Below are 25,319 nucleotides of genomic sequence, written 5' to 3' on the forward strand. Positions count from 1 at the left end.
ACCTTCGCCCCTTGCGCCGCCCGGCCCCGTCCACATGCGAACACCTCATCCGACTGCGAAGGTATGGTCGAATCGAGGGCCGGGCCCGCAGGGCGCCGGAGGCAGCGGCGAGGGACGGAGATACTGGCGTGGCACGCAGTGTGTACGTGACCGGGATCGACCGGGGGGACGGGCGCCAGGCCGTCGAACTCGGGGTCATGGAACTGCTCACCCGCCAGGTGGACCGGGTCGGGGTGTTCCGGCCGCTGGTGCATGCCCGGGCCACCGGCGAGGCGGGCACCGACCACGTGGTGGAGCTGCTGCGCAGCCGCTACCGGCTGGACCTGCCGGCCACCGAGCTGTACGGGCTGACCTACGAGGAGGCCGCCGCGCTGCAGGCCGCCCAGGGGCAGGACGAGCTGGTCTCCACCCTGGTCGACCGGTTCCGCGCGCTGGAGCAGCAGTGCCAGGCCGTCCTGGTGCTCGGCACCGACTTCGCGGACACCAACATCCCCGACGAGCTGGCCTTCAACGCCCGCCTGGCCAACGAGTTCGGCGCCTGGGTGCTGCCGGTGGTGGGCGGGCACGACCAGGACCCACCGACCACCGTCGCCGAGGTGCGCAACGCCTACCGCGCCTACACCGACCTCGGCTGCTCCACCCTGGCGATGATCGCCAACCGGGTGGTGCCGAGCGCCAAGCAGCCGGTGCTGCGCGGGCTGATCGGCAAGCTGCCGGTACCGGCCTACGTGATCCCCGAGGAACCCGCGCTGGCCGCACCGACGGTGGCCCAGCTGATCGAGTCGACCGGCGCCGAGGTGCTGCTCGGCGACGCGGCGGGGCTGGCCAGGGACGTGCGCGGGTTCGTCTTCGGCGGCGCGATGCTGCCCACCTTCCTGCCCGCGCTGACCGAGGGGGCCCTGGTGGTCACCCCCGGCGACCGGGCCGACCTGCTGATCGGGTCGCTGGCCGCGCACGCGGCGGGCGCGCCGCCGATCGCCGGCGTGCTGCTGACACTCGCTCAGCACCCGGGCCCGGACGTCCTGGCGCTGGCCGCGCGGCTGGCCCCCGGCACCCCGGTCGCCGTGGTCCCCGAGGGCAGCTGGCCGACCGCGGCCGCGCTGACCCCTGTGGAGGGCCGGCTGACCGCCGGCAGCCCGCGCAAGGCCGAGATCGCACTCGGCCTGTTCGAACTACACGTCGACACCGTCGAACTGACCAGCCGGATCGAGCTGAGCCGCTCGGACCGGGTGACCCCGATGATGTTCGAGCACGCCCTGCTGGAGCGGGCCCGCGGCGCCCGGCGGCACGTGGTGCTGCCGGAGGGCACCGAGGAGCGGGTGCTGCGCGCCGCCGAGATCCTGCTGCGCCGCAACATCTGCGACCTGACCCTGCTCGGCGAGGTGGACGCCGTGCGCCGCAAGGCCGCGGGCCTGGGCATCACGCTGCCGCACGAGGAGAGTGCCGACCGGGCGCAGGTGCGGATCGTCGACCCGGCCACCAGTCCGCTGCGCGAGCGCTTCGCCGAGCTGTACGCCGAGCTGCGCGCGCACAAGGGCATGACCGTCGAGCTGGCCCACGACGTGGTCACCGACGTCAGCTACTTCGGCACCCTGATGGTGCAGGAGAGCCTCGCCGACGGCATGGTCTCCGGCGCCGTGCACTCCACCGCCGCGACCATCCGGCCCGCCTTCGAGGTGATCAAGACCGCGCCGGGCGCCGCGATCGTCTCCTCGGTCTTCTTCATGTGCCTGGCGGACAAGGTGCTGGTCTACGGCGACTGCGCGGTCAACCCCGACCCCGACGCCCAGCAGTTGGCCGACATCGCGATCCAGTCCGCCGAGACGGCCGCGCAGTTCGGCGTGGAGCCCCGGGTCGCGATGCTCTCCTACTCCACCGGCACCTCGGGCTCGGGCGCCGACGTGGACAAGGTCCGCAAGGCCACCGAGCTGGTCCGGGCGCTGCGTCCGGAGCTGCTGGTGGAGGGCCCGATCCAGTACGACGCCGCGGTGGACCCGCACGTCGCCGCGACCAAGCTGCCGGGCTCCCCGGTGGCGGGCCGGGCCACCGTGCTGATCTTCCCGGACCTCAACACCGGCAACAACACCTACAAGGCGGTGCAGCGCTCGGCCGGCGCCGTCGCGGTCGGCCCGGTGCTGCAGGGCCTGCGCAAGCCGGTCAACGACCTGTCCCGCGGCGCACTGGTGGAGGACATCGTCAACACGGTGGCCATCACGGCCATCCAGGCCCAGACCACGGTGAACGGTCAGCCCGCTGTGAACGGTCAGTCCGCTGTGAACGGTCAGTCCGCTGTGAACGACCGGCCCGCTGTGAACGACCGAGCCGCCAAGGAGGCGACCGCATGACCGAGGCGACCCGGGTCCTGGTGCTCAACGCCGGCTCCTCGTCGGTCAAGTACCAGCTGATCGAGATGGCGGACGGCGAGCGGCTGGCAGCCGGACTGGTGGAGCGGATCGGCGAACCGGGCGGCCGGCTGGTGCACACCCCGCGCAGCGGCCTGAAGCGCGAGACGGTGCAGCCCTTCCCGGACCACGCCGCCGCGCTCAGGGCGGTGGCCGAGGAGCTGGCCGCCGACGGCCTGGGCCTGGACTCCCCCGAGCTGGCCGCGATCGGCCACCGGGTGGTGCACGGCGGCAAGCGGTTCACCGCGCCCACCGAGATCACCGACGAGGTGCTCCGCGAGATCCACCGCCTGGTGCCGGTGGCCCCGCTGCACAACCCGGCCAACATCATCGGCATCGAGGTGGCCCGGGCGCTGCGCCCCGACCTGCCGCAGGTCGCGGTCTTCGACACCGCCTTCCACACCACGATCCCCGAGTACGCGGCCCGCTACGCGATCGACCGGGCGGTGGCGGACGAGCACCGGGTGCGCCGCTACGGCTTCCACGGCACCTCGCACCAGTACGTCGCCCGGGCCACCGCGCAGCTGCTCGGCCGCGATCCGGCCACGGTCAACGTGATCGTGCTGCACCTGGGCAACGGGGCCTCGGCCTCGGCGGTGGCCGGCGGGGTCTGCGTGGACACCTCGATGGGCCTGACCCCGCTGGAGGGCCTGGTGATGGGCACCCGCTCGGGCGACATCGACCCCGGCGTGGTCTTCCACCTGCACCGGGTCGGCGGCCTGTCCGTCGACGAGATCGACGACCTGCTCAACCGCCGCAGCGGCCTGCTGGGGCTGTGCGGGGACAACGACATGCGCGAGATCATGCGCCGCGCCGAGGAGGGCGACGAGTCGGCCGAGCTGGCCTTCCGCGCCTATGTGCACCGGCTGCGCAAGTACATCGGCGGCTACTACGCGGTACTCGGCCGGGTGGACGCGATCGCCTTCACCGCCGGGGTCGGCGAGAACGCCGCGCCGGTGCGGGCGGCGGCCACCGAGGGGCTCACGGAGCTGGGCATCGCCGTGGACCCCGAGCTGAACACGATCCGCTCCGGCGAGGCCCGGGTGATCTCGCCCGCGTACGCGCGGGTCGCGGTGGCCGTGGTGCCCACCGACGAGGAGCTGGAGATCGCGCAACAGGCGTACGCACTGGTCCACCGGGGTCGATGACCGGCTGTTCGGAGGTTCGTCCCCATGCCCGGGAATATCTCGTACGGATAGGATCATCGATATGCGCCGAGCGAAAATTGTCTGCACCCTGGGTCCGGCCACGGACTCCTACGAACAGCTGAAGGCCATCGTCGAGGCGGGCATGAACGTCGCCCGACTGAACATGAGCCACGGCTCCCACGCGGAGCACGAGGAGCGATACCTCAAGGTCCGTCAGGTCTCCGAGGACACCGGTCGCACCATCGGTATCCTGGCCGACCTGCAGGGCCCCAAGATCCGTCTGGCGACCTTCGCCAACGGACCGGTGACCGTTGACAACGGCGACACGTTCACCATCACCACCGAAGACGTCCCCGGTGACCAGCACATCTGCGGCACCACCTACAAGGGCCTGCCCGGCGACGTGAAGCCCGGCGACCCGGTCCTGATCAACGACGGCGTCATCGCCCTGGAGGTCGTCAGCGTCGACGGCCCGCGGGTGAAGACCGTGGTGATCGAGGGCGGGGTGCTCTCCAACAACAAGGGCATCAACCTGCCCGGCGCGGCCGTCAACGTGCCCGCCCTGTCCGAGAAGGACAAGGACGACCTGCGCTTCGCGCTGCGGCTGGGCGTCGACATGGTCGCGCTCTCCTTCGTCCGCAACGCCGCCGACATCGACGACGTCCACAAGGTGATGGACGAGGTCGGCATCCGGGTTCCGGTGATCGCCAAGATCGAGAAGCCGCAGGCCGTCGAGGCGATGGAGGAGATCGTCCTCGCCTTCGACGCCATCATGGTGGCCCGCGGCGACCTGGCCGTCGAGTACCCGCTGGAGAAGGTGCCGCTGGTCCAGAAGAAGCTCATCACGCTGGCCCGCCGCAACGCCAAGCCGGTCATCGTCGCCACCCAGATGATGGAGTCGATGATCCACGCCTCGCGCCCCACCCGCGCCGAGGTCTCCGACGTCGCCAACGCGATCCTGGACGGCACGGACGCGGTGATGCTCTCCGCCGAGTCCAGCGTCGGCAAGTTCCCGGTCGAGACGGTCAAGACGATGAGCCGGATCGCCGAGCAGGCCGAGGAGGAGCTGCTGGCCCAGGGCCTGCAGCCGCTCAACCCGGGCCGCAAGCCCCGCACCCAGGGCGGCTCGGTGGCCCGCGCGGCCTGCGAGCTGGGCGACTTCCTGAACGCCAAGGCGCTGGTGGCCTTCACCAAGTCCGGTGACACCGCCCGCCGCCTGTCCCGCTACCGCTCGCCGATCCCGGTGATCGCCTTCACGCCGGACGCCGCCACCCGCAACCAGCTCTCGCTGAGCTGGGGCGTCGAGGCGTACGTGACGGAGCAGGTGGCCACCACCGACGAGATGGTGCTCCAGGTCGACCGCGAGCTGCTGTCGATGAAGCGGCTGGCCGAGGGCGAGACCGCCATCGTCACCGCCGGCTCGCCCCCCGGCGTGCCGGGCAACACCAACATGGTGCAGGTGCACCACCTGGGTTCGCGCAACGCCAAGTGAGCCTGCGCTAGCACGCGGAGCGGGCCCTCTCCCGGTGGGAGGGGGCCCGCTCCGCTGTCCGGTGGTCCGGGCGTCAGTGCCCGTACCGGTCAGTGCCCGTACTGGTAAGGAACGGTGTCGTTGTAGAGGTGCATGCCGGGGATGTGCAGGGTGCCGCCGAACTGGCCGGCCTGGATGGCGGTGACCCCGGTCATGGTGATGTCGAGCGGGATCGGAACGGCGCCGATCAGGTCGTAGAGCCAGGTCGGCAGCGTGTCGGGGGTGAGCGTGATGTTCCCCAGCGGCGGCAGCGGGATGCCGAACAGCGCGGACAGCTCGCCGCTCAGGCTCTCCACGTACATGGTGACCGGGCCCTGGGTCATGGTCGAGGTGCTGCCCGGGGCGCCCTGCACGTGGAAGGTCTCCGGCGGCTTGCCACCGGCCGCGGTGTTCTCGATCGTCGACATGTCGAGATCGCCGATGTCCACCGAGCTGACGGTGAACTTGAGCACCCGCTTGGTGGTGGTCGGGGTGCGCACCTCGTAGACACCGCCGAAGACCGCGCCGTGCAGGGCCAGTTTGGTGGACTTCAGCGTCCAGTTCTGGTCGGGCACCACCTCGCCGCCCTGGGCGGCGGCGGCCGCCACGTTACTGGTGTCCACCGGGCAGAGCGGGCGGGTGTCGCCGTTGGCGAGGGCGGAGGCGACGGCCGAGGGCGCGGCGCTGCCGGTCGGCGCCGGAGAGCCGCTCGGGGCGGCCGAGGTGCCCGGCGCCGGGCTGTCGGCGGCCGAGCCGCTCGGTGAGGCGCTGGGCGTGGTGCTGGGGGTGGTGCTCGGGGCGCTGCCGGGGGTCGTGCCGCTCGACGCGCTGGGGGCGCCGGACGGCCCGCTGGACGGCGTCGGCGCGGCCGTGGGGCCGGGGGCCGCGGACGACGGCGCGGGGCTTGCCGGGGGCTGTGCGGCGGCCGGGCTGCTCGGGGCGGCGGGCGAGGAGGTGTTCGGGGTGACCGGCGCGCCGATCCGGGGGGCGGCGGGCGCCACCGGGGCCGGCGTCGATGTCGGGGACGGCTTCGACGGGTGGCTCGGCGTGAAGATGCCGGTGATCCCGTTGATGATGTCGCCGATCAGGTTCCCGCCACCGCTGCCGTCGTCCGCCTGCACCACCCGGCTGGTGACCGCCGCGGCGGCCTGCTGCTGGGCCCCCGGGCCGGCGTTCGGCGCGACGAAGGCGGCGCTGATCGCCTGACCGCTGCCGCTCGCCGAGGCCTTGGTGCCGCTCGCGCTCGGCACCGGGGTGAGCTGGCTCTTGGGCACCTGGGTGATGGTGCTCGGCGCGTTCGCGGTGCTCGGACCGGCGGCGCAGGCGCTGTTCGTGGTGGTCGCGGCGGAGGCCAGGTCGGGCACCACGCTGCCGCCCATCAGCAGGGCGGTCGGGACGGCGGTGAAGGCCAGCAGCCGGGCCCGCCTGCGCCCGCTCGCGCGCGGCGCGGCGTGCCGGGGGCCGTCGGTGGACCGCTGCGGCTCTTGCTCGTCCCGGCCGGTCACTTCGTCTCTCCCGCCTGCTCGGTCGTGCCGGACTGCTCGGGGATCCGCCCGGTCTGCTCGACGGCAGGCTCGGCGGCGAACTCGGTGCTGCCGGTGCTGCCGGTGGTGGCGGGCTCGGCCGCGAACTCGGCGGTGCCGGGCTCGGCGGTGGCCTGGCGCGGCAGGGAGGGCGGGATGTTGGGGTCCGCGGTCACGGCGGCGGCCGCCAGCTCCTGATCCTTGACCGGCGCCCAGGCGCAGAGCAGCCCGCCACCGATCAGGCCGAGGATCAGGCCTATCGTGAAGCCGCCGAGGTTGGAGACCGGAACCGAGATCAGGGCCAGGATGGTGACCGCGATCCCGCAGAAGATTCTGGTGGCCGGCTGGAACCAGGAGGAGACCCCGAGCGCGATCATCAGCAGACCGATGACCAGGGCGCCGGCACCACCCGTGGTGGCCATCGCCATGGTGAGGTCGCCCAGCCGCAGGTGGGCGTAGGGGAAGTACAGGATCGGAAAGCCCGCGATGGCGGACAGCAGACCGCCCCAGAACGGCCGGGTGCGGCGCCAGACGCGGAACCGGAGCCGCAGCCGGGTGAAAAGGCCCGCGCCGTCGGGCCAAGCGGGGGCAGTTGCGCTGGTCACGATGGAACTCCTCGCGAGGTCTGTCCGAGGGAAGAGCGGTGGTGTGCGGGTAGGGGACGGCCCGTAGTGCGCCGCCCCCTCCCCTCATGGCCGACTCTGGTCGGTCACGGTGTCCGTTCCGATCGGCCCTGGTGGGCCGTCAGGGCCGGATCAGTAGCACTCGTTGGCGCCCTTGCTGATGCCGAGCTTCAGGCCGGGCAGCTTGAAGGTGCCGGCCGAGGTGGCCCACGCCTCCTGCTGGACGTTGTGCAGCGCGGCGTTGGGGGCGGACTGGGCGAAACCGAGGGCGCCGGACGGCTTCGGGTGCCCCTGGATGTCCTTCCAGTTCTGCGTGGCGGTGCCACCCAGGGTGGAGGCGTCCTGGCCGATCTTGATGTCGGTGAACGTCGCGTCGGCGTTGAGCTGGTCCAGGTCGATCAGCAGGTTGGTGGCCTGGACCTGGCCCGGGTCGGTCGACGGGTCGGTCACCGACGGGTCGTCCGACGCGTTCTGCTCGGCGGCCTCACCGGCGTGCAGCGTCAGGGTGTACTTGCCCAGCAGCGGGATGTCCGTGACGACGGACTGGCACAGGTTGTGGATCGTCGCGTGGTCGAAGGCCGAGACCGCGATCACGTGCGGCGTGCCGTTGGTCTCCGCGTCGACCGAGCCGAACTGGGCGAAGTTGGTGCCCCGCAGGTGGTCGGTGCTGACCTTGAAGCTCTGGCCCGAGACGCTGAACGAGGCGGCCAGCGCGCTCTGCGCGATGCCGACGCCGACCACGGCGGTGGCGGCGATGCTGGGCACCATCACCAGGGCGAAGCGCTTCCAGCTGGTCTTGCCGTAAGTCTGGGACATGCGTGTCCTCCTTCTCGGACGTACATCTCCGGTCGGGCCCGACACGCTAGGGCGGATCCCGTCCTGGGATGGGAGACGTGCAACGTCCTCGGTAGCCGAAAGCACCGCCGTCGGCCGGAACCGGACGACGGGCGATCACCCCCGAGCGACAACCAACGGCCACGCGGGGCCGCGCGACCGAATCAAGGACAGGACCGCGGTGGGACGCGGTACCCCCCTGCCCTCCCAGCCGCCGATGGGTGTCGGCGACTACCCGGTGGGGACCCCGCACCAACACCTGTCCGGCGGACGGCCGGAGGATGAAGTGAGGGACCAGGCGTGGCCGATCGTGCTGGAATACCGGCCGGAGCACAAGGGGTGCATTACTGACGGGTAATCCAATAACCGCCGAGGTTGATCATGGCCTGTTCATGACATCGACACGCTGTGACGAAATCCGAACGTCGTACGAGAGAAACATGCTGGAAACAGGAGGGAAACACCCGCGCGCGGTCACCCAAGGTGACCGCGCGCGAGTCTTGTCAAGATTTGATAAACCTCAGCCGGAGTTGACAGGAATGTCGCCTTATCTCTGACGACACCGCAGGTCATCCACCGTGCCATCAGCCCCAAAGGGCAGCCGCCGAGGAGGTGTCAGAAGAGCACCCGGGCCAGTGCCGAGCGAGCCGCGGTGACCCGCGGGTCGTCCGCGCCGATCACCTCGAAGAGCTCCAGCAGCCGCACCCGGGCGGTGTCCCGGTCCGCACCGGCGGTGCGGCCCACGGTGTCCACCAGGCGTCCGAAGGCGTCCTCGACATGGCCGCCCACCAGGTCCAGATCGGCGGCGTCCAGCTGGGCCTGCACGTTCTTGGGGTCACCGGCAGCGGCATCGCGCACCGCCGGTGCGTCCATGCCCTGCACCCGGAGCAGCAACTGGGCCTGGGCCAGGCCGAGCTGGGCCTCCTGGCTGCCCGGCTGGTCGCTCAGCACGTTCTGGTAGGCCTGCACCGCGCCGCCCAGGTCGCCGCGGTCCAGCGCCTCGTGCGCGGCGGCCAGCGCCGGGTCCTCGGGCAGACCGGGCAGTGCGCCGTCCTCGCCGCCCGGCAGGGCCGCGCCGCCGACGATGCCGAACTTCTGCTCGGCCACCGCGATCAGCTGGTCGAGCACCTTGCGGACGTTGGCCTCGTTCTCGGCGCCCTGGAAGAGCGGCACCAGCTGACCGGCCACCACGGCCATCACGGCCGGGATGCTCTGGATGCCGAACTGCTGGGCGATCAGCTGGTTCTGGTCGACGTCGATCTTGGCCAGCACGATCCGGCCGGCGTACTCCTCGGCCAGGCGCTCCAGGATCGGGCTCAGCTGCTTGCAGGGGCCGCACCACTCGGCCCAGAAGTCCACCACCACCGGTACTTCGGTGGATCGCTGGACGACCTCCTCCTCGAAGGTCTCCTCGCTGACGTCGATGACGAGCTGGTAGCCGACACTCGGGGCCGCCACTCCGGCGGCCTGAGCCGCGGCGGCCTGGCGGGTGCGTTCGGCCCGGGCCTGCTCGGCCTTCTGCGCGGCCTCGCCGGCCGCCTTCACCGCGGCGAGGTCGACCGCACCGCGCAGAGCGGAGCTGTTCAGATGCGTGTTCCGTGGCTGCATGGCACTATCCTCCCCCGTCCGCGTGGATGCCGGGCGCCATCCGCCCGAAATGCCGCTTCGGACCCGACGGCGTCGGCCGGGAGGTGACCCCACCCCCGGCCCGGCTCCGCGCCCGTCCGGCGCGCAGCCGCCTCACTCCGGTAGCGACCGGCCAGGGGCCGGTCGGTCAGCGGCGCGGATCCCCACCCGCGCTGCGTGCCCGCCCCTCCCACAGGGCCGGCACGTGGTTGTCGCTCTATTCGCTACAGGTCGTAGCGTATCTGTCTCCGACCCCCCGGACGCAAGCCCTCCTCGGCTGTCAAGCGCGTGATGTGGCCCACTCTCGGGCCGGACCCCGGGCCGGGCGGCGCCGGACCGTGCCGCCAAGATGCTTTCGCTGGTGCCGAAGTGTCGATACGGTGACATCCCCCACCCAAGCTACTCGCCAGTACACCCAAGGAGGCCCGGTGGCCCCCACACCGCAGCCGGCCCCGCCCCGCGCGAAAGGGCGACCCCGCAGCGCCGCCGCGGACCAGGCGATCCTCGACGCCACCCGTGAGGTCCTGGCCGAACTCGGCTGGGGCGGGCTGACCATGGGACACGTCGCGACCCGGGCCGGCGTCGCCAAGACCACCCTGTACCGCCGCTGGCCCTCCAAGAACGAGCTGGTGGTGGACGCCGTCGCCAGCCTCTTCGACCAGCTGGAGATGACCGACCGGGGCAGCCTGCAGGCCGACATCGAGGACGTGGTCACCCAGTTCGCCACCGTGCTGGCCAGACCGGAGAGCCAGGCCTCGCTGCTCGCCCTGTTCGCCGAGGGCTCCCGCGACCCGCAGCTGCGCCGCCGGATCCGCGAGCACATCGTGGACCCGCAGAAGCGGCTGGTGCACCAGGGCCTGGCGCAGGCGCTGGCCCGCGGCGAGCTGGCCGACCCCCTGGACCCGCTGGCCGCCGCCGAGGAGATCGACATCATCTTCGACACCATCGCGGGCGCCGTCGAGCACCGGATACTGGTGATCGGCGACCCGGTCACCCCGCAGTGGATCCGCCGCTTCACCGAGCTGCTGCTCAACCCGGGGCTGTACCAGGGACGCTGAGAGACGCTGAGAGCCTTCCGGCCGCCCCCTGCGGGTCAGAAGCCGGCCGGCTCGCGGTAGGTCCCCCACTCCGCCCGCAGCGCGTCGCAGATCTCGCCCAGGGTGGCCTCCGCCCGCACCGCCGCCAGCATCGGCGGGATCAGGTTCGAACCGTCCCGGGCCGCCGCCAGCATCAGAGCCAGCCCCGCCCGCACCGCCGCCTCGTCGCGCCCGGCCCGGCGCGCGGCCAGCAGCCTGACCTGCTCGCGCTCCACCTCGTGGCCGACCCGCAGGATCGAGAGCTCCTCGGTGACGCTCCGCGGGAAGCAGTTGACGCCCACCACCCGCTTCTCGCCGCGCTCCACCGCCTGCTGGTAGCGGAAGGCGGACTCGGCGATCTCCCTGGTGAACCAGCCCTCCTCGATACCGCGCAGGATGCCGGAGGTCATCGGGCCGATCGCGTGCTCGGACGAGCCCTTGGCCAGGATCCTGGCGAAGATCTCCTCCGCCTGCGCCTCGATCCGGTCGGTCAGCGCCTCCACGTACCAGGAACCGCCCAGCGGGTCGGCCACGTTGGCCACCCCGGTCTCCTCCAGCAGCACCTGCTGGGTGCGCAGCGCGATCTCGGCGGCCTGCGCGGAGGGCAGCGCCAGGGTCTCGTCCAGCGCGTTGGTGTGCAGCGAGTTGGTGCCGCCCAGCACCGCGGCCAGCGCCTCCACGGCGGTGCGCACCACGTTGTTGTAGGGCTGCTGGGCGGTCAGTGAGACCCCGGCGGTCTGGGTGTGGAAGCGCAGCCAGCGCGCCTTCTCGGTGCGGGCGCCGTAGACGTCGCGCAGCCAGCGGGCCCAGATCCGGCGGGCCGCGCGGAACTTGGCGATCTCCTCGAAGAAGTCCAGGTGGGCGTCGAAGAAGAAGGACAGGCCGGGCGCGAAGACGTCCACGTCCAGGCCCCGGGAGCGGCCCAGCTCCAGGTAGGCGAAGCCGTCGGCCAGCGTGTAGGCCAGCTCCTGCGCGGCCGTGGACCCCGCCTCGCGGATGTGGTAGCCGGAGACCGAGACCGGCTTGTAGTCGGGCAGCTGCTCGGCGCAGTACTCCAGCAGGTCGCCGATCAGGCGCAGGTGCGGCTCGGGCGCGAAGAGCCACTCCTTCTGCGCGATGTACTCCTTGAAGATGTCGGTCTGCAGCGTGCCGTTGAGCACCTGGGGGTCCACGCCCTGCCGTTCGGCGGCCACCAGGTACATGCAGAAGACCGGGACCGCGGGGCCGCTGATCGTCATCGAGGTGGTCACCGCACCCAGCGGGATGCCGCCGAAGAGCACCTCGAAGTCGGCGGCCGAGTCGACGGCGACCCCGCAGTGCCCGACCTCGCCGAGGGCGCGCGGGTCGTCCGAGTCGTGGCCCATCAGGGTCGGCATGTCGAAGGCGACCGAGAGCCCGCCGCCGCCGGCCGCCAGGATCATCCGGTAGCGCTCGTTGGTCTGCTCGGCGTTGCCGAAGCCGGCGAACTGGCGGATCGTCCAGGGCCGGCCGCGGTAGCCGGTGGAGTGCAGGCCGCGGGTGTAGGGGTGCTCCCCCGGCCAGCCGATCCGTTCGAAGCCCGGGTGGTCCGCGCCGGGCGGCGGCCCGTAGACCGGATCGACCGACTCACCCGAGAGAGTGGTGAAGTCGGCGGCCCGCTTGACGGCGCTGTCGTAGCGCTGCTGCCAGCGGCGACGGCCGCGCTCGATCTCCTCGGCGTCCATGGGGCTCCGCTCAGGTCGTTCGGGTGTCGGCGGTATCCGGGTCCCAGAAATCTACGGAGCCGCCGGGCCGACCCGTCGGCGGCGCGACGGAGCGGACCGGGTCCGGACACACAGAAGGCCCCCACCTCGGTGGGGGCCTTGCGTCGAGCGACCTGGTCTCAGGCGCGGACCGGCTGCTCGGCGGGCGCCGGGGCGGCGGCCGCGGTGATGTCGCGCATCAGCCGGCGCTCGGCGACGAACGAGGCGAACGGGATGCAGCCGGCCGCCAGCGTGAAGATCATCCGGCCCAGCGGCCACTTCAGCTTCTGCCCGAGCATGAAGGTCACCACGAAGTAGGCCAGGTACAGGTAGCCGTGCAGCATCGCGACGTACATGGTGGCCTGCGCGCCGGTGTCGAAGCCGTACTTCGCGATGATGAAACCGCAAAAGATCAGCAGCGCGCAGCCGGTGGCGATCGCCAGGGCCCGGTACGCGGACAGCAGGGGGGTGGACTTCATGTTCGGCAGCTTTCGCTTGGCAAGGGTGTCAGTGGGGCGGCTCATCGAGAGTAGCCGCCGATTTCACACGGGCCGCGCCGGGGGCTCGGCGAAGTCGCCGGCCGCCACCCGCAGCGGCTTGAGCAGTTCGAACACCTCGCGGCACTGCTCCTCGTCGTAGGACTCCAGGCCGAACTCGATCGCCATCAGCTCCCGGGTGGCCTGCTCCACCACCTCGCGCCCGCGCGCGGTGATCGCCGCCAGCACGCCGCGCCCGTCCAGCGGGTTGGGCCGCCGGGAGACCAGGCCGGCCTTCTCCAGCCGGTCCACGGTGTTGGTGACGCTGGTCGGGTGGACCATCAGCCGTTCGCCGATCTTGGACAGCGACAGCTCACCGGTGCGGCTGAAGGTGAGCAGCACCAGCGCCTCGTACCGGGCGAAGGTCAACCCGTACGGCTTGACCACCGCGTCGACCCGGCCGAGCAGGATCTGGTGGGCGCGCATCACCGAGGTGATCGCCGCCATCGACGGCACCTCGCCCCAGCGCCGGGCCCACAGCTCGTCGGCACGGGCGATCGGGTCGAAGTCGAGTGCGAGGGGTTTGGCCACGTCCCACACCGTACCGGCGAGCCCTGCGCGGCCCGCCCGACGGCCCGCATGGTGGGACCCTGCCGTTGACGAGCGCGGCTCAGGCGGCGGCCGGTGCGAGCTCGCCGCGCTCCTCCTTGGCGAGCATCCGCTCGGCGAAGAAACCGCCGGTCGGCAGCACCGACAGGATGAAGAGCAGGCCGACCCGCTTGAGGTCCCAGCCCTGCTTCTGCCAGGCCAGGCCCAGGAAGGCGACGTAGGCGAGGAAGAGCATGCCGTGGATCATGCCGAGCACCGGCACCGGGTTGAAGCTGGTGTTGTACTTGAAGATCATCCCGACCAGCAGAAGTATGAAGGACAGGCCTTCGGGGCCGGAGACGAGGCGCAGGCGGTGGGCGGCGCTGTTCTGCATGACGAGGACCTCACGGGTGACGGTGTTCGCTTGTGAACGGGGGCACAAGCCGTCGCCCATTATGAGCAGACCAGCCTTCCGCACCCGGCCCCGGGGGGCCCGTGGTGCCGGAGGTCACACCGCGGGACGCATGCTGGGACCGTGCGGGCCCGGCTCGCTATCCTGCTGCCGCACACCCCGAGCGGGTGTACGGGAACCGAACGGGGGAGCTCCACCATGGGCAAGCTGGACTGGAACCGACGCACCTGCGCCAGGCGCGGCCACACCACCTACGCACCGAGCGAGCCGGAGCTGCGCGCCCGGCTGCACGCCACCACCGGCGTCGGCGAGGCCTGGCGCTGCCTGCGCTGCGGCGACTTCACGCTCGGCGAGCCGCACGGCGGCGGACCGGCCGCGAACGCGCCGCTGGTGGTGCGCGGCAAGGCGCTGCGCGACCTGCTCGTGCTGCGGATCCTGGCGGTCGAGCGCGGGCTGCGCGGGGTGCTGGGCATCCTGATCGCCTGGGCGGTGTGGAAGTTCTCCAACAGCCAGGACGCCCTGCACCAGCTGTTCGACCAGAACCTGACGGTCTTCAAGCCGGTGGCCGACCACTTCCACTGGGATCTGGAGCACGCCTCGGTGGTGGACACCATCCGCAAGACCTTCGACTACCAGCACAAGACGCTGGTCTACGTCGCCGCCGGGGTGCTGGCGTACTCGCTGATCGAGGCCGTGGAGGGGGTGGGCCTGTGGCTCGGCCGCCGCTGGGCCGAGTACCTCGCGGTGATCGCCACCGCCGCCTTCCTGCCGCTGGAGGGCTACGAGCTGTCCGAGCACGCCTCCGCGGTCAAGATCGCCACCACCGTCGTCAATGTGGTCGCCGTCCTGTGGATCCTGCTCTCCAAGCGGCTGTTCGGGCTGCGCGGTGGCGTCGAGGCCTTCGAGGCGGAGCGGCACTCGGCCTCACTGCTGGAGGTCGAACAGGCGGCCGAGGTGGCCCCGGTCGGCGCATGACACCGCAGATGGGAACGGGTGGGCGCGATTCGAATCTCATCCGTTCGAGTGATTCCACGGGCCAAGACCGGCCGAGATGCTTCCTGGACCATCCAATATAGTAGAACGTTGAACAATATCGCGTATCATTGACTCCATGGACACGCACGCCACCGAGCCGACCACGGCCGCGCCCGAACTCGCCGCCGATGACACCCCCTGGCTCAACGCCCGGGAGCAGCGGCTCTGGCGTGCCCACCTCGAGGTCAGCAAGCTGCTGGAGTACCAGCTCAGCCGTGAGCTGCAGCAGCACGACCTGGCGATCAACGACTACGAGATCCTGGTGGTGCTCTCCGAGTCCCCCGACCGGCGGATGCGGATGACCGACCTGGCCACCGCCACCCTCCAGTCCAAGAGCCGGCTCTCGCACCAGATCACCCGGATGGAGAGCGCCGGCCTGGTGCTGCGCCAGGAGTGTCCGGGCGACCGCCGGGGCCTGTACGCCCACCTGACCGAGCAGGGCTGGCTGACGCTGCGTGCCGTCGCCCCCGACCACGTCCGCAGCGTGCGGGCGCACTTCATCGACCGCTTCGACAACGACCAGATCGACGCCATGTACGAGGCGCTGGCCCCGATCGCCGAGCATCTGCGCGCGCTGCGCGGCCGGGCCTGAGCCCGCTGCCCCGCCGCCTCGGCGCCCGCCCGCACCGCCGCCCGGCCGGTCAGGCCGGTCAGGCCGGTCAGGCCGGTCAGGCCGGTCAGGCCCGCTGATCGTCCGTCAGCCCGGCCACCAGCTCGTCGGCCGCGCCGTACGGGTCCAGCTGCCCCGCCGCCACCCGTTCGGCCAGCGCGTCGAGGTGCCGGTCGCCCCGCAGGTCGCTGATCCGCGAGCGCAGCGCGGCCAGCGCGATCGTCTCGATCTCCTGGGCCGCCCGGCGCCGCCGGCGGACCGTCAGCCGGTCGCCCTCGGCGAGCCAGGCGCGGTGCTTCTCCAGCGCCTCGACCACCTCGTCCAGCCCCTCCTCGCGGGAGGCCACGGTCTTGACGATCGGCGGCCGCCAGTCCCCCGGCCGGCGTGCCTCGCCCAGCCCGAGCATGTGCCCCAGGTCCCGCACGGTGGTGTCCGCGCCGTCCCGGTCGGCCTTGTTGACCACGAAGACGTCACCGATCTCCAGGATGCCCGCCTTGGCGGCCTGGATCCCGTCGCCCATCCCGGGGGCCAGCAGCACCACCGTGGTGTCCGCCTGCGCGGCCACATCCACCTCGGACTGGCCGACCCCGACGGTCTCCACCAGGATCACCTCGCAGCCCGCCGCGTCCAGCACCCGCAGCGCCTGCGGGGCCGCCCAGGAGAGCCCGCCCAGGTGCCCGCGCGTGGCCATCGAGCGGATGAAGACGTCCGGATCGGTGGCGTGCTCCTGCATCCGCACCCGGTCGCCCAGCAGCGCGCCGCCGGAGAACGGCGAGGACGGGTCCACCGCCAGCACCCCGACCCGCCGGCCGAGCCGGCGGTAGGCGGTCACCAGCGCCGAGGTGGAGGTCGACTTGCCCACCCCGGGCGAGCCGGTCAGCCCCACGGTGTGGGCCCGGCCGGTGTGCGGAGCGAGCGCGGCCATCGCCGCGCGCAGTTCCGGGGCGGCGTTCTCGACCAGCGAGATCAGCCGGGCCACCGCGCGCGGGTGCCCCGCCCTGGCCTGCTCGACCAGGGCCGGCACATCGGTCATGGAGCTTCTCCTTCAGGTGGGACGGCCGGTGCCCCCGCGATGCGCGAGGGCGCCGGCCGAGGCGTCGATCAGGCCTTGGGCACCCGGATGATCAGCGCGTCGCCCTGACCGCCGCCGCCGCACAGCGCGGCCGCGCCGACGCCGCCGCCGCGCCGGCCCAGCTCCAGGGCCAGGTGCAGCACCAGGCGGGCACCGGACATCCCGATCGGGTGGCCGAGCGCGATCGCGCCACCGTTGACGTTGACCTTCTCGTCGGTGACGCCGAGGTCCAGCATCGACTGGTGGGCGACGGCGGCGAAGGCCTCGTTGATCTCGATCAGGTCCAGGTCCCCGACCGCGATGCCCTCCTTGGCCACCGCGTGCTTGATCGCGTTGGACGGCTGGGACTGCAGCGAGTTGTCCGGGCCCGCCACGTTGCCGTGCGCGCCGATCTCGGCGATCCAGCTCAGGCCCAGCTCCTCGGCCTTGGCCCGGCTCATCACGACCACGGCGGCGGCGCCGTCGGAGATCTGCGAGGCACTGCCGGCGGTGATCGTGCCGTCCTTGCTGAACGCCGGGCGCAGCTTGGCCAGCCCCTCCACCGTGGTGTCGGCGCGGATGCCCTCGTCCTGGCCGAAGAGCACCGGCTCCCCCTTGCGCTGCGGGATCGGCACCGGCACGATCTCGGCCTCGAAGAGGCCGTTCTTCTGCGCGGCGGCGGCCCGCTGGTGCGAACGGGCGGCGATCTCGTCCTGCACCTCGCGACCGATACCCAGCCGGGTGTTGTGCTTCTCGGTCGACTCACCCATCGGGATGTTCTCGTACGCGTCGGTGAGACCGTCGTGGGCCATCGCGTCGAGCAGCTCGATCGCGCCGTACTTGTAGCCCTCGCGGGACTTGGGCAGCAGGTGCGGGGCGTTGGTCATCGACTCCTGGCCGCCGGCCACCACGACGTCGAACTCGCCCGCGCGGATCAGCTGGTCGGCCAGCGCGATCGCGTCCAGGCCGGAGAGGCAGACCTTGTTGATGGTCAGCGCCGGCACGCTCATCGGGATGCCGGCCTTGACGGCGGCCTGCCGGGCCGGGATCTGGCCGGCGCCGGCCTGCAGCACCTGACCCATGATCACGTACTGCACCTGATCGCCCGTCACACCGGCCCGCTCCAGCGCGGCCTTGATGGCGAAGCCGCCCAGGTCGGCCCCGGAGAAGCCCTTGAGCGAACCGAGCAGCCGACCCATCGGGGTACGGGCGCCCGCGACGATCACGGAAGTGGTTGCGGTGGAATCGGAAGGCATGGAACGAGCCCCTTCGCGCGTCATGGCCAGCGAGTCCTGCCGGATTTAGCACGGCGACAGGGCCCGGGGGGAGGATGCAGCTCAATGTACTGACCCGTAACCCGGGCGTCACCGGAGCAACGGTGTGATCAGGCTCGCACGAGGCCTGGTGGCGCGAGACCCGGAATCTGCGCTGCACTGGTCCGACCCAGCTTCAGGAGGCTTACCCGTGTTGACCCGGATCGACCACATCGGCATCGCCTGCTTCGACCTCGACAAGACCGTGGAGTTCTACCGAGCCACCTATGGCTTCGAGGTGTTCCACAGCGAGGTGAACGAGGAGCAGGGCGTCCGCGAGGCGATGCTCAAGATCAACGACACCGGCGACGGCGGCGCCTCCTACCTCCAGCTCCTGGAGCCCACCCGGGAGGACTCCACGGTCGCCAAGTGGCTGGCCAAGAACGGCGAGGGCGTGCACCACATCGCCTTCGGCACGGCTGACGTCGACGGGGACGCCGCGGCGATCAAGGGCAAGGGCGTGCGGGTGCTCTACGAGGAGCCGCGGCGCGGCTCGATGGACTCCCGGATCACCTTCCTGCACCCCAAGGACTGCGGCGGCGTGCTGACCGAACTGGTCACCTCCGCGGGAGCCCACCAGGAGGCCGGCGAGGGCCACTGACCCCGGTCCGACCCACCGGTAACCTGCGCCAGTACCGACCTCGGCGGTTACAGCCCCGCTCCGGCCCACTACACTGCCCAGGGTCGCAGGGGAGTCCAACCAGGGCACGGCTGAACAGTCGCAGTTCGGATCTGTCACCATTCTCCACAAGGCAAGAGTTCGCCCAGGAGTCCACCCGGTCGGCGGAGCGCGGTTCACCGTGCTCCACACCGACCGACCGGCTCCGACCCGTGGCGGGTGACCCAGGACCAGGGGCGCCCCCAGTTCCGGCCCGTCCGGGACTGGCCCGCGGTGCAAGGACCAGCGCGGCCGGCCCACCCGACGGGGTCGGGGTGGCCGCACCGGTCGAGGACGCGACCAGGAGATGGATGGGACCGCGCAGTGCGGGGCAACGACCGCTACGAGGTTGATGATCACCTCTCCCAGTTCGAGGCCGAGATGGACCGGCTTCGCAAGGAGCGGGACAAGACCGTCGAGCATGCCGAGGACCTCGCCTACCAGGTGGAGGTGCTCCGGGCCAAGCTGCACGAGTCCCGTCGGCAGCTGGCTCAACCGCGCGCCTTCGACGCCGTCTCCGGGCAGGCCGAACAGCTGCTGCGCACTGCCGAGCTGCAGGCCCAGCAGCTGCGTGCCGATGCCGAGCGGCAGCTGCGCGAGTCCCAGGCGGCCACCCAGCGCCTGATGGCCGAGGCCGCCGAGCGCACCGCCCGGCTGGAGGCCGAACTCCAGGCCCGCCGCCGCCAGCTCGAGGACGAGATGGCCGAGCTGCGCCGGGCGGCCGAGCAGCACGTCAACGAGAACGTCAGCTGGGCCGAGCAGGCCCGGGCCGGCACCGAGCAAGAGGCCCAGCGCCTGCTCCAGGAGAGCCGCGCCGAGGCCGACCGGCTGATGGCCGCCGCCCGCGCCGAGGCCGCCGCACTGGCCGACCAGGCCCGGGCACAGACCGCCGCCGACGTGGACGCCGCCCGGGGCGAGGCCCAGGCCGCCGCCGAGGCCGCGCTGCTGCGCGCCCAGAACGACGCCGAGGCGCTGCTGCGGGCCGCCAGCGAGCAGGCCCAGCACACCGTGGGACAGGCCGAGGAGCTGCGCGGCAGCGCCGCCAACGAGGCCCAGCAGCAGCTGGCCGGCGCGCAGGCGGCCGCCGAGCAGCGGCTGTCCGCCGCCCAGGCCGAGATCGCCCAGCTGAAGCGGCAGGCCGAGGAGGACCAGCGCCGGGCCGAGGAGGCCGCGGCACGGGCCCAGGCCGAGATCGAGCGACTGCGCGCCGAGGCCGAGGCGGAGGCCGAGCGGGCCCGCCATGAGGCGGCCGAGCTGCGGGCCACCGCCACCGCGGCCGCCGACCGGCTGCAGGCCGACGCGCAGGCCGCGGCCGAGCAGCGGGTCGCCGACGGCGAGGCGGCCAGCGAGCAGCGCTCACAGACCGCCAAGGCCGAGGTCGCCCGGATGGTGGCCAAGGCCACCGAGGAGGCCGGCCAGATCAAGGCCGCCGCCGCCGAGCTGCTGGCCCGGGCACAGACCGCGATGGCCGAGGCGGTGGCCGCCAAGGCCGCCGCCGACGACGAGAACGACCGGCTGCGCACCGCCGCCGAGTCCGTCGCCACCCAGCTGCGCACCGACGCCGGGGCCGCGATCGCCGAGCTGCGCGCGGCCGCGATCGCCGAGGCCGGCGAGGTGCGGGCACAGGCCGAGGGCGCCGCCGAGGCGCTGCGCAACGACGCTCGTGAGCAGGGCCGGGCCGAGGGCGCCAAGGACGCCACCGTGCAACTGGCCAAGGCCGCCAAGAGCGCCGAGGAGGCGCTGGCCCGGGCCGCCGAGGACGCCGAGGCCACCCTGGCCGCGGCCGCCACCGAGGCCGAGCGGGTGCGCACCGAGGCGGCCGCGGAGGCCGAGCGGCTGCGCGAGCAGGCCCAGCAGGCCGTCGAGCAGGCACAGAACGCCGCACTGGACGACGCCGCGGACATCCGGGCCCGGATGGAGCGGATGCAGGACGAGGCGGCCCGGCTGCGTGCCGAGGCCGAGGAGCTGCGCACCCAGGCCGCCACCGAGGCCGAGAAGGTCCGCGGCGAGGCGCGTCGGCAGGCCGTGGCGCAGATAGAGGAGTCCGCGAAGACCGCCGAGGAGCTGCTCACCAAGGCCAAGGCCGACTCGGACGAGCTGCGCGCGGGCGCGGCCGCCGAGGTCGAGCGGCTGCGCACCGAGGCCAAGGAGCAGGCGGCGCAGACCCAGGCGCGCGCCGAGCAGACCCTGGGCCGGGCCAGGGGCGAGGCCGAGAAGCTCACCGCGGCCACCGAGCAGCAGCAGAAGGACGCGCTGGCGGCCGCCAAGGCCGCGGCCGCCGAGAACCGCGCCGCCGCCGAGCGGGAGACCGCCGAGCTGCGCCGCGAGGCCGCCGAGTACGACCAGCGGGTGCGCGCGGCGGCCGAGGAGCAGGCCACCGCGGTGCAGGCGGCGGCCCAGCAGGCCGCCGAGGAGCGCGAGGCGCAGGCGCTGGCCGAGGCCGAGCGGGTGCTGGCGGAGGCCGAGGCCACCGCCAACGCGCTGCGCGAGGAGACCCGCCGGGCGGCCGAGCAGGCGGCCGAGGAGCTGAACCGCGAGCGCGAGACGAGCGCCGCACAGTTGACGGCGGCCCAGCGCACGCGCGAGCAGGCCGAGTCCGCCGCCGAGGAGTTGACCGAGCGGATCGACGCCGAGCTGAGCACGCTGCGGGCGGACACCGAGCGGGAGACGGCTCAGCTGCGCGCCGACGCCGAGCGGGAGAGCGCCGAGCTGCGCCGCGAGGCGGCCGCGTACGACCAGCGGGTGCGGACCGAGGCCGAGGAGCACGACCAGCGGCTGCGCGCCGAGGCGGCCGCGTACGACCAGCAGGTGCGGACCGAGGCCGACGAGCACGACCAGCAGGTCCGCGCCGAGGCCCAGGAGCAGGCCGCCCAGCTGCAGGCCGAGGCCGAGGCCGCCGCCGAGGCGCTGCGCACCCGGGCCGCCGAGCAGGTGACGCAGGCCGAGGCCGCCGCCCAGTCCTCGGTGGCCCAGGCCGCCGAGGAGGCCGACGCGCTGCGGGCCACCGCGACCGAGGAGGCCGACGCGCTGCGGGCCACCGCGACCGAGGAAGTCGCCGCACTGCGGGCCCAGGCCGCCGAGGAGCTGGACCAGGCGCGGGCGCAGGCCACCACCGCGGTCGAGACCGCCACGGCCGACGCGGCCGAGCTGGTCGCCGCCGCCGAGGAGGAGGCGGCCGGCGTCCGCCAGTCGGTGGCCGGGCTGCACGAGCGGGCCGCCCGGCAGGTCGGCAAGCTGGTCGAGCGCACCGAGCAGGAGACCGGCGAGCTGCGCGCGACGGCCGAGCGCGAGACCACCGAGCTGCGCGAGCGCACCGAGCGGGAGGCCGCCGAGCTGCGCGCCACCGCCGAGCGCGAGACCGCCGAACAGCGGGCCACCGCCGACCGCGACACCGCCGAGCTGCGCGAGCGCACCGACGCCGAACTCGCGGCTCTGCGCGCCACCGCCGAACGGGAGACCGCCGAACAGCGGGCGACGGCCGAGCGCGAGACCACCGAGCTGCGCGAGCGCACCGCGCAGGAGGCCGCCGAGCTGCGCGCCGCCGCCGAGCGCGACGCCGCCGAGGAGCGCGAGCAGGCCACCGCCGCGGCCGCCGCCGAGCGGGAGGCGGCCGAGCGCGAGGCCGCCCGGATCGCCGCCGAGGCGGAGACCTACCGCGAGCGGCTGCGGGCCGAGGCGGACGCCTACGACAGCGGCCTGCGGGCCGAAGCCGAGCAGTACGCCGCCCAGCTGCGCGCCGACACCGAGGCCGAGTCCGCCCGTCTGGTCAACGAGACCCACGAGTACGACGCGGCGATCCGGGCCGAGGCCCAGGCGCACCGCGAGCAGACCGAGGAGGAGGCCCGCCGCCTGCTGGCCGAGGCCGAGGCGCAGGCCCAGCACACCGTCTCCGAGGCCGAGGAGCGCGGTGCCGCGCTGCTGGCCGAGGCCGAGCAGTACGCGGCCCGGCTGCGCACCGAGGCGGAGGAGTTCGCCGGCGCCACCCGCACGCTGGCCGAGGAGTACGAGGTCGCCACCCGGGCCCGGGCCGACGCCTACGACGCGGGCACCCGCGAGCAGGCGGAGCAGTACGACACCGCCACCCGGGCACAGGCCACCTCGGTGTTGGAGAAGGCCTTTGCCGACGCCGAGTCGCTCGGCGAGGAGGCCCAGAGCACCGCGCTGGCCACCACCGCGGCCGCCGAGGAGCAGGCCGATGCCATGGTGGCCGCCGCCCGCAAGGAGGCCGAGCGGCTGGTCGCGGCCGGCGAGGCCGCCGGGCAGGCGGAGGTCGAGCGGGCGCGCGCCGACGCCGACGCGCTGCTCTCCGAAGCCCGCCGGGACGCCACCGCGATCCGCGAGCGCGCCGAGGAGCTGCGCGAGCGCACCGAGGCCGAGGTCGAGGCGCTGCACGAGCGGGCCCGCAAGGAGAACGCGCAGGCCATGAAGTCGGCCGGCGAGCGGGTCGACGCGCTGGTGACGGCCGCTCAGGAGCAGCTCACCGAGGCCGAGGAGCAGGCGGTGGCCGCCGTCGCCGAGGCCGAGGAGCGGGCGGCCGCGCTGGTGGCGGCCGCCGAGGAGCGCGCCGCCGAGCTCACCTCGCAGGCCTCCGCCGAGGCCAGCAAGGTCCGGATCTCCGCCGTGCGCAAGGCCGAGGGCCTGCTCAAGGAGGCCGACCAGAAGCTCGCCGCCTCCACCGCCAAGGCCGAGAAGCTGGCCGCCGAGGCCGAGCAGCGGCTCAAGTCCGCCCAGGACGAGGCGGAGGAGCAGCTGGAGGCCGCGGCCGGCGAGGCCGCCAAGCGGGTGCGGGCCGCCGAGGAGACGGCGGCCGAGCAGCTGCGGCTGGCCGAGGAGGAGGCCGACCGGGTGGCGAGCACCGCCCGCACCGAGGCCCAGCGGGTGACCGACGAGGGTCGGCGCGAGCTGGACGAGCTGGTACGCCGGCGCAAGGACATCAACACCGAGATCTCGCGCGTGCAGGACGTGCTCTCGGCACTGGAGGCCTTTGAGGCACCGTCACCTGTCCAGCAGGCGGCGGCTCGCGAGACACCGCCCGCGCAGGGCGGCGGCAAGGGGAACGGAGCCAACGGGGGATCAAAGGCGGGCGCTGGAGTGGGCGCCCCCCGATCGGGTGGCGGTCGCTCCCAAGGGACACCACCCGATTGAGCGGACATTGTCCGTCAGCCATAGGCTTTTCGCCTACGACACTCCGGTAACGTGTCAGGATTCCCTCAACCACCTCAGCGGTTTGACGACAGGAAGCCCAGAACCCCATGAGCGACAGTCACTCCCCTCACGGCTTCGACCTGGTGCGCCGTGGGTACGAGCGCGCCCAGGTCGACGAGCGGATCACCAAGCTGGTGGCCGACCGTGACAGCGCGTTGACCCGGATCAGCGCGCTGGAGAAGCGGATCGAAGAACTCCACCTGGAGACCCAGAGCGCCCAGGCTCAGGTGGCCGATGCCGAACCTTCGTACGCTGGTCTCGGCGCGCGGGTCGAGAAGATCCTGCGGCTGGCCGAGGAGGAGGCGAAGGACCTGCGCGAGGAGGCGCACCGCGCCGCCGAGCAGCACCGCGAGCTGGCCGAGGCCGCCGCCCAGCAGGTCCGTTCCGAGGCGGAGAACTACGCCAAGGACCGCAAGGCCAAGGCTGAGGACGAGGGCCTGCGGATCGTCGACAAGGCCAAGAGCGACAGCTCCCAGCTGCGCGCCGAGGCCAACAAGGACGCGCAGAACAAGCGTGAGGAGGCGGACGCCCTCTTCGAGGAGACCCGCACCAAGGCCGCCCAGGCCGCGCTGGAGTTCGAGACCAACCTGGCCAAGCGCCGCGAGCAGTCCGAGCGCGACCTGGCGGCCCGTCAGGCCAAGGCCGAGAAGCGGCTGGCGGAGATCGAGCACCGGGCCGAGCAGCTGCGCCTGGAGGCCGAGAAGCTGCGCACCGACGCCGAGCGCCGCGCCCGCCAGACGGTGGAGACGGCCCAGCGCCAGTCCGAGGACATCGTGGCCGACGCCAACGCCAAGGCCGACCGGATCCGCAGCGAGTCCGAGCGCGAGCTGGCGGCGCTGACCAACCGCCGCGACTCGATCAACGCCCAGCTGACCAACGTCCGCGAGATGCTGGCCACCCTGACCGGCGCGGCCGTGGCGGCCGCCTCGCTGCCCACCGACGACGCCCTCGGCGTCCCGGCGCAGCAGTCCCGCTGACACAAGTCCCACACGAACGGCCCGCCCCGGAGAAGGGGCGGGCCGTTCGCCGTTCGCGGGTCGGCCGTTCACCGTTAGCGGGTCGCCGTTCGCGGGTCGGCGTTAGCGGGTCGCCGTTGGCGGGTCGTGTGGGTCGGCGGGAGGCGGTCAGCGGAAGGTGTGCAGGCGGGCGGTGATGTGGGCGGCTGCGCCTTCCATCAGGACGTCGGCGATGGCCGCGACCGTGCGGGCCTGCCAGGGGTGCAGCTCGGTGCCGGCCACCACCTGGTTGAAGGCGCCCATCGAGGGCCCGCAGTGCACCAGGTGGTCCACCTTGGCGTGCTGATCACCCGTCACCGCGAGCCGGAAGCCGCGCTCGAAGTAGGTGCGGAACAGGGCCGCCAGTTCGGCTTTCGGGTCCGCGCCGGGGTCGGTGGCGGGGTCGGTGGCGGGGGCAGTGGCGGGGGCAGTGGCGGGCGGTGGGAGCTCGCCGGCGAGGTAGCGGTCGAGTACCTGGGTCCGGGTGTCCGCGTCGAGCTCGGCGAGCGAGCC

Annotated in this window: 19 protein-coding genes and 1 pseudogene; 9 read left to right on the forward strand and 11 right to left on the reverse strand. The window is 72.9% G+C overall.

Annotated elements, in window-relative coordinates; all coding sequences use genetic code 11:
* Positions 1-128 precede the first annotated feature (128 nt).
* The 3 genes from pta (at position 129) to pyk (ending at position 5,042) form a co-directional block, all read left to right on the forward strand.
* Positions 129-2,345, forward strand: coding sequence for a phosphate acetyltransferase (gene pta, locus ACFZB9_RS33890; protein WP_391453633.1), 2,217 nt, complete (start codon positions 129-131; stop codon positions 2,343-2,345).
* On the forward strand, positions 2,342-3,550 hold the full coding sequence (locus ACFZB9_RS33895; protein WP_391453635.1) for an acetate kinase: 1,209 nt from the start codon (positions 2,342-2,344) through the stop codon (positions 3,548-3,550). The genes pta and ACFZB9_RS33895 overlap by 4 nt, the downstream gene beginning before the upstream one ends.
* A gap of 61 nt (positions 3,551-3,611) precedes the next feature.
* Complete coding sequence (pyk, locus tag ACFZB9_RS33900) at positions 3,612-5,042, forward strand: pyruvate kinase (RefSeq protein ID WP_391453636.1); 1,431 nt, start codon at positions 3,612-3,614, stop codon at positions 5,040-5,042.
* Between the two features lie 89 nt (positions 5,043-5,131).
* Here pyk and ACFZB9_RS33905 read toward each other — a convergent pair whose 3' ends face one another.
* The 4 genes from ACFZB9_RS33905 to trxA all read right to left on the reverse strand — a co-directional run bounded on the left by ACFZB9_RS33905 (position 5,132) and on the right by trxA (position 9,648).
* The gene (locus ACFZB9_RS33905) at positions 5,132-6,565 is read right to left on the reverse strand and encodes a hypothetical protein (RefSeq protein ID WP_391453638.1); all 1,434 of its coding nucleotides are present in this window, start codon (positions 6,563-6,565) and stop codon (positions 5,132-5,134) included.
* Positions 6,562-7,188, reverse strand: a complete 627-nt coding sequence (locus ACFZB9_RS33910) for a DUF6114 domain-containing protein (RefSeq protein WP_391453640.1) — start codon at positions 7,186-7,188, stop codon at positions 6,562-6,564. Before ACFZB9_RS33910 ends, ACFZB9_RS33905 begins: the two co-directional genes overlap by 4 nt.
* 150 nt (positions 7,189-7,338) lie before the next feature.
* Positions 7,339-8,022 (reverse strand): DUF6230 family protein, encoded by a 684-nt coding sequence (locus tag ACFZB9_RS33915; protein ID WP_391453641.1) that lies wholly within the window; start codon positions 8,020-8,022, stop codon positions 7,339-7,341.
* Positions 8,023-8,655: 633 nt separating this feature from the next.
* Complete coding sequence (gene trxA, locus ACFZB9_RS33920; RefSeq protein ID WP_391453643.1) at positions 8,656-9,648, reverse strand: thioredoxin; 993 nt, start codon at positions 9,646-9,648, stop codon at positions 8,656-8,658.
* 446 nt (positions 9,649-10,094) lie between these two features.
* Here trxA and ACFZB9_RS33925 point away from each other — a divergent pair, with 446 nt between their 5' ends.
* Complete coding sequence (locus tag ACFZB9_RS33925; RefSeq protein WP_391453645.1) at positions 10,095-10,724, forward strand: TetR/AcrR family transcriptional regulator; 630 nt, start codon at positions 10,095-10,097, stop codon at positions 10,722-10,724.
* A gap of 35 nt (positions 10,725-10,759) precedes the next feature.
* Here the strand turns inward: ACFZB9_RS33925 and ACFZB9_RS33930 are convergent, their stop codons facing one another.
* From ACFZB9_RS33930 to ACFZB9_RS33945, 4 genes are all read right to left on the reverse strand, one after another.
* The gene (locus tag ACFZB9_RS33930; protein ID WP_391453647.1) at positions 10,760-12,445 is read right to left on the reverse strand and encodes a methylmalonyl-CoA mutase; all 1,686 of its coding nucleotides are present in this window, start codon (positions 12,443-12,445) and stop codon (positions 10,760-10,762) included.
* A gap of 158 nt (positions 12,446-12,603) precedes the next feature.
* Positions 12,604-12,942: a DUF3817 domain-containing protein gene (locus ACFZB9_RS33935; protein WP_391453648.1), complete on the reverse strand. Its 339-nt coding sequence runs from the start codon at positions 12,940-12,942 to the stop codon at positions 12,604-12,606.
* Positions 12,943-13,005: 63 nt separating this feature from the next.
* On the reverse strand, positions 13,006-13,530 hold the full coding sequence (locus tag ACFZB9_RS33940; protein WP_391453649.1) for a MarR family winged helix-turn-helix transcriptional regulator: 525 nt from the start codon (positions 13,528-13,530) through the stop codon (positions 13,006-13,008).
* 79 nt (positions 13,531-13,609) lie between these two features.
* Positions 13,610-13,921, reverse strand: a complete 312-nt coding sequence (locus ACFZB9_RS33945) for a DUF3817 domain-containing protein (protein WP_391453651.1) — start codon at positions 13,919-13,921, stop codon at positions 13,610-13,612.
* Positions 13,922-14,137: 216 nt separating this feature from the next.
* On the opposite strand from ACFZB9_RS33945, the gene ACFZB9_RS33950 reads away from it, so the two are divergent.
* Positions 14,138-14,914 (forward strand): DUF2127 domain-containing protein, encoded by a 777-nt coding sequence (locus ACFZB9_RS33950; protein ID WP_391453652.1) that lies wholly within the window; start codon positions 14,138-14,140, stop codon positions 14,912-14,914.
* A 136-nt stretch (positions 14,915-15,050) separates the two neighbouring features.
* Positions 15,051-15,566, forward strand: coding sequence for a MarR family winged helix-turn-helix transcriptional regulator (locus ACFZB9_RS33955; protein ID WP_391453653.1), 516 nt, complete (start codon positions 15,051-15,053; stop codon positions 15,564-15,566).
* Between the two features lie 85 nt (positions 15,567-15,651).
* Here the strand turns inward: ACFZB9_RS33955 and meaB are convergent, their stop codons facing one another.
* Together meaB and ACFZB9_RS33965 are read right to left on the reverse strand one after the other, a co-directional pair.
* The gene (meaB, locus tag ACFZB9_RS33960; protein WP_391453655.1) at positions 15,652-16,617 is read right to left on the reverse strand and encodes a methylmalonyl Co-A mutase-associated GTPase MeaB; all 966 of its coding nucleotides are present in this window, start codon (positions 16,615-16,617) and stop codon (positions 15,652-15,654) included.
* Positions 16,618-16,685: 68 nt separating this feature from the next.
* A complete protein-coding gene (locus ACFZB9_RS33965; protein WP_391453657.1) occupies positions 16,686-17,891 on the reverse strand; it encodes an acetyl-CoA C-acetyltransferase in 1,206 nt (401 codons plus the stop codon).
* Positions 17,892-18,099: 208 nt separating this feature from the next.
* Here ACFZB9_RS33965 and mce point away from each other — a divergent pair, with 208 nt between their 5' ends.
* The 3 genes from mce to ACFZB9_RS33980 all read left to right on the forward strand — a co-directional run bounded on the left by mce (position 18,100) and on the right by ACFZB9_RS33980 (position 24,788).
* Positions 18,100-18,549 (forward strand): methylmalonyl-CoA epimerase, encoded by a 450-nt coding sequence (gene mce, locus ACFZB9_RS33970; RefSeq protein ID WP_391453658.1) that lies wholly within the window; start codon positions 18,100-18,102, stop codon positions 18,547-18,549.
* Positions 18,550-18,930: 381 nt separating this feature from the next.
* A complete protein-coding gene (locus tag ACFZB9_RS33975; RefSeq protein WP_391453659.1) occupies positions 18,931-23,751 on the forward strand; it encodes a hypothetical protein in 4,821 nt (1,606 codons plus the stop codon).
* Between the two features lie 107 nt (positions 23,752-23,858).
* A complete protein-coding gene (locus ACFZB9_RS33980) occupies positions 23,859-24,788 on the forward strand; it encodes a cellulose-binding protein (RefSeq protein ID WP_391453661.1) in 930 nt (309 codons plus the stop codon).
* Between the two features lie 147 nt (positions 24,789-24,935).
* Here the strand turns inward: ACFZB9_RS33980 and ACFZB9_RS33985 are convergent.
* A pseudogene (locus tag ACFZB9_RS33985) lies at positions 24,936-25,319 on the reverse strand ([acyl-carrier-protein] S-malonyltransferase); the annotation flags it as partial.

Source organism: Kitasatospora sp. NPDC008050, from assembly GCF_042957465.1.
GTDB lineage: Bacteria > Actinomycetota > Actinomycetes > Streptomycetales > Streptomycetaceae > Kitasatospora.

Coding starts and splice junctions, on each gene's coding strand:
- ACFZB9_RS33895 (WP_391453635.1), top strand. CDS start 2,342: ATGACCGAGGCGACCCGGGTCCTGGTGCTCAACGCCGGCTCCTCGTCG.
- pyk (WP_391453636.1), top strand. CDS start 3,612: ATGCGCCGAGCGAAAATTGTCTGCACCCTGGGTCCGGCCACGGACTCC.
- ACFZB9_RS33915 (WP_391453641.1), bottom strand. CDS start 8,022: ATGTCCCAGACTTACGGCAAGACCAGCTGGAAGCGCTTCGCCCTGGTG.
- trxA (WP_391453643.1), bottom strand. CDS start 9,648: ATGCAGCCACGGAACACGCATCTGAACAGCTCCGCTCTGCGCGGTGCG.
- ACFZB9_RS33930 (WP_391453647.1), bottom strand. CDS start 12,445: ATGGACGCCGAGGAGATCGAGCGCGGCCGTCGCCGCTGGCAGCAGCGC.
- ACFZB9_RS33935 (WP_391453648.1), bottom strand. CDS start 12,942: ATGAAGTCCACCCCCCTGCTGTCCGCGTACCGGGCCCTGGCGATCGCC.
- ACFZB9_RS33945 (WP_391453651.1), bottom strand. CDS start 13,921: ATGCAGAACAGCGCCGCCCACCGCCTGCGCCTCGTCTCCGGCCCCGAA.
- ACFZB9_RS33950 (WP_391453652.1), top strand. CDS start 14,138: ATGGGCAAGCTGGACTGGAACCGACGCACCTGCGCCAGGCGCGGCCAC.
- ACFZB9_RS33955 (WP_391453653.1), top strand. CDS start 15,051: ATGGACACGCACGCCACCGAGCCGACCACGGCCGCGCCCGAACTCGCC.
- meaB (WP_391453655.1), bottom strand. CDS start 16,617: ATGACCGATGTGCCGGCCCTGGTCGAGCAGGCCAGGGCGGGGCACCCG.
- ACFZB9_RS33965 (WP_391453657.1), bottom strand. CDS start 17,891: ATGCCTTCCGATTCCACCGCAACCACTTCCGTGATCGTCGCGGGCGCC.
- ACFZB9_RS33980 (WP_391453661.1), top strand. CDS start 23,859: ATGAGCGACAGTCACTCCCCTCACGGCTTCGACCTGGTGCGCCGTGGG.